The organism is Pseudomonas sp. 05N434, from assembly GCF_056396965.1.
In genome coordinates, this window is the sequence record NZ_JBFTMK010000561.1 from 1 (window position 1) to 3,289 (window position 3,289).

Annotated in this window: 4 protein-coding genes; 1 reads left to right on the top strand and 3 read right to left on the bottom strand. The window is 61.4% G+C overall.

Annotated features, from left to right (window positions below; translation table 11 throughout):
* A partial coding sequence (locus AC1DLB_RS25795) for a vWA domain-containing protein (protein ID WP_477785892.1) occupies positions 1-817 on the top strand: 817 nt, incomplete at its 5' end.
* Between the two features lie 51 nt (positions 818-868).
* Here the strand turns inward: AC1DLB_RS25795 and AC1DLB_RS25800 are convergent.
* From AC1DLB_RS25800 to AC1DLB_RS25810, 3 genes are read right to left on the bottom strand one after another with little or no spacing between them, the layout of a single operon-like run.
* On the bottom strand, positions 869-1,786 hold the full coding sequence (locus tag AC1DLB_RS25800) for a 5-oxoprolinase subunit C family protein (RefSeq protein ID WP_138866155.1): 918 nt from the start codon (positions 1,784-1,786) through the stop codon (positions 869-871).
* The gene (pxpB, locus tag AC1DLB_RS25805) at positions 1,783-2,487 is read right to left on the bottom strand and encodes a 5-oxoprolinase subunit PxpB (RefSeq protein WP_028939352.1); all 705 of its coding nucleotides are present in this window, start codon (positions 2,485-2,487) and stop codon (positions 1,783-1,785) included. Before pxpB ends, AC1DLB_RS25800 begins: the two co-directional genes overlap by 4 nt.
* Positions 2,484-3,236 (bottom strand): 5-oxoprolinase subunit PxpA, encoded by a 753-nt coding sequence (locus tag AC1DLB_RS25810; protein ID WP_064619663.1) that lies wholly within the window; start codon positions 3,234-3,236, stop codon positions 2,484-2,486. Before AC1DLB_RS25810 ends, pxpB begins: the two co-directional genes overlap by 4 nt.
* Between the last annotated feature and the right edge of the window lie 53 nt (positions 3,237-3,289).

The following is a 3,289-nucleotide window of genomic DNA, read 5'->3' on the forward strand; positions in this document are numbered from 1 at the left end:
GAAAGAACGCCATGCCGGCGGCAACAAATGGATCGGCACCGGCGGCACCAGCCCGTTCGGTTCCGGCGGTTTCAACCCGGAAGGCATTCGGGTCGGCGATGCCGGTAAGCGTCAGGGCAAAGCGGTGAAAGTCTGGGATCAGCGCGAGTACAAGAACCTCGACGATTCGGTGGAACTGGGCACGCGCAACATCAAGGTCGCCCTGCGTCGCTTGCGTAAATTCGCCCGTCAGGGCGCGGCGGAAGAACTGGACATCGACGGCACCATCGACCACACCGCGCGCGATGCCGGGTTGTTGAACATCCAGATGCGTCCGGAGYGGCGCAACACCGTCAAGTTGCTGCTGCTGTTCGACATCGGCGGCTCGATGGATGCCCACGTGAAGATCTGCGAAGAGCTGTTCTCGGCCTGCAAGACCGAGTTCAAGCATCTGGAGTACTTCTACTTCCACAACTTCATTTATGAATCGGTGTGGAAGAACAACATGCGCCGCACCTCCGAGCGCACCGCCACCCAGGACTTGCTGCACAAGTACGGCGCCGACTACAAAGTGATCTTCATCGGCGACGCCGCCATGGCGCCCTATGAAATCACCCAGGCCGGCGGCAGCGTCGAGCACTGGAACGAAGAAGCCGGTTACGTGTGGATGCAGCGCTTCAAGGAAAAGTACAAGAAGCTCATCTGGATCAACCCGTACCCGAAAGACACCTGGGGCTATACCTCGTCGACCAACATCGTGCGGGATTTGATCGATGATCAAATGTATCCGCTGACGTTGCGGGGGTTGGAGGAAGGGATGCGGTTTCTTTCCAAGTAGAGCATTGCATCTATGGCGAGGGGGGCTTGTCGGAACGCCCCCTTGCCACAGTTAAAACCGGCGCAAATACTCGACTTGTTCGCGATGCGCGACGTCCTGCACCACCGGTTTCAACCGCACCGTCGCCCCCGGCAGACACTGCGCCAGCCGCGCCAACGCCAACGGTGTCAACGCCCCCAACCGCGGATAACCGCCAATGGTCTGCCGGTCATTGAGCAGCACAATCGGCTGCCCATCCGGCGGCACCTGGACCGCCCCCAGCGGGATGCCTTCGGAAATCATCGGCTTGCCCTGATACTGCAATGCCGCTCCCAACAGACGAATGCCCATGCGATCGGCGCGACTGTCGAGGGTCCAGACGCTGTTGAATGCGTCAAACAGACTCTGCCCGCTGAATTCACCGATTTGCGCACCAAGCACCAGGTCCAGCGGCGTATCGAGGTTGAAATCCGGAACGTGCTCGCGAGGCAGTTCCCGTACCAGCAGCGGCGCCTCGGTGGAGTACTTCAACGACGATCCCTTGGCCAACGCCCGGCCCATGCCGTCGAGGCCGCCGAGTTCCTCACGCACCACAGTCGCAGTGCTGCCCAGCACCTTCGGCGCATCAAACCCGCCTGGTGCCGCGAGGTACGCCCGAGCGCCAAGCAACGGTTGCGTGAATTGCAATCGTTGACCTTTGCCCAGTTTGAAACTGCGCCACGGCGCCAAGGGCTGGCCATCAATCTGCGCCCCAAGATCGGCACCAGCCAATGCCAGCAAGCAATCGTCCTCGGCCACCACACTGAACCCGCCGAGGGTAATTTCGATCACCGACGCATCCAGCCCGTTACCCAACAGCCAATTGGCCCACGACATCGATCGCCAATCCAGTCCGCCGCCCTGGGTCACGCCCAGATGCCGCACACCAAATCGCCCGGCGTCCTGCAACAGGCAAAGCGGTGTACTTGCTTCAATCGTCAGTCGGCTCATGCCAAGGTCTCCAACGGCGTGTCGTCACCGCCCAGGTTGATGAACTCGGCATGACTGACCGCCTCGAAGCGCACCGTGTCGCCCGGTTGCATCAAGCTGTAGCCGTCGCGTTCACGGTCGAACAATTTGGCCGGTGTGCGACCGATCAGGTTCCAGCCGCCGGGGGACACTACCGGATAAGCCGCCGTCTGGCGTTCGGCGATGCCGACACTGCCGGCGGCGACTTTTTTGCGCGGGGTACTCAGACGCGGTGCGGCCAACACTTCTTCCACCAACCCCATGAACGCGAACCCCGGCGCGAAGCCCAACGCGAACACTTGATACTCGTGTTCGCTATGGCGGCGGATTACCTCTTGCACCGTTAGTCCGCTGCGTTGAGATAACAAGCCAAGTTCCGGACCGACACTCGGGTCATACCAGACCGGCAGCACATGGCATTTACCCTTGGCCCGAGCGTTGGGCGTCAGATCGATCAGGGCTTGAGCGATCAACTCCCGGGCCTGGGCCGGGTTCAATGCCATCAGATCGTAATGCACCATCAGCGTCGTGTAGGACGGCACCAGATCGATCAAATGGCTGGCGAATGCTTCTCGCAAACGCTCACTGGCAGCCAGCATCCACGGCATGTTGGCCTCGGCAATTTCATCGAACAGGCGCACCATCAGGCAATCGAGCGCCACCACTTCCACCCGTGGCTTCATGATGCGCTCTGCTGATTCAAGGCCTCGCGAATGCGCCGCACGGCGGCCACCGAACTGGCGTTGTCGCCGTGTACGCACAAGGTATTGGCCTGCAGGTGCAAGGCGCTGCCATCGCTGGCCGTGAGGTTGTCACCGCGGGCAATGATCAGCGCCTGTTCGATGATTTTCTCGGGATCGTGATGCACGGCACCCGGCAGTTGCCGCGAGACCAGCATTCCGGCGCTGTCGTAAGCGCGATCGGCGAAGGCTTCAAACCACAGGGTCACACCGTATTCGTCGCCCAACTGCTGGGCGGCGCTGTTGTCGCGGGTGGCCATCAGCATCAGCGGCAGTGTCCGGTCATAGGCCGCCACGGCCTGGATCACCGCGCGCAATTGCGCCGGGTTGGCCATCATGTCGTTGTACATCGCGCCGTGGGGTTTGACGTAACTCACCCGCCCGCCCTGAGCCCGGCAAATGCCGTCGAGGGCACCAATCTGGTAGTGCAACAGGTCCTGCAGTTCCTGGGCGGTATACGCCATGGAGCGGCGGCCGAAACCGACCAGATCCTGATAGGCCGGATGCGCGCCGATCTGCACGCCGTTGCTCAGGGCCAGGCTGACGGTCTTGCGCATGATGCTCGGGTCGCCGGCATGGAAACCGCAGGCGATGTTGGCGCAGTCGATGAAGGGCATGACCTCGGCGTCCAGACCCATGGTCCAGTTGCCGAAACTCTCGCCGATGTCGCAGTTCAATAGCAGGCGGTTCACGGTGAACACTCCTGTAGGCTTTTGTCTTTTTAGCTGAAGGGCATCTGCCCCTC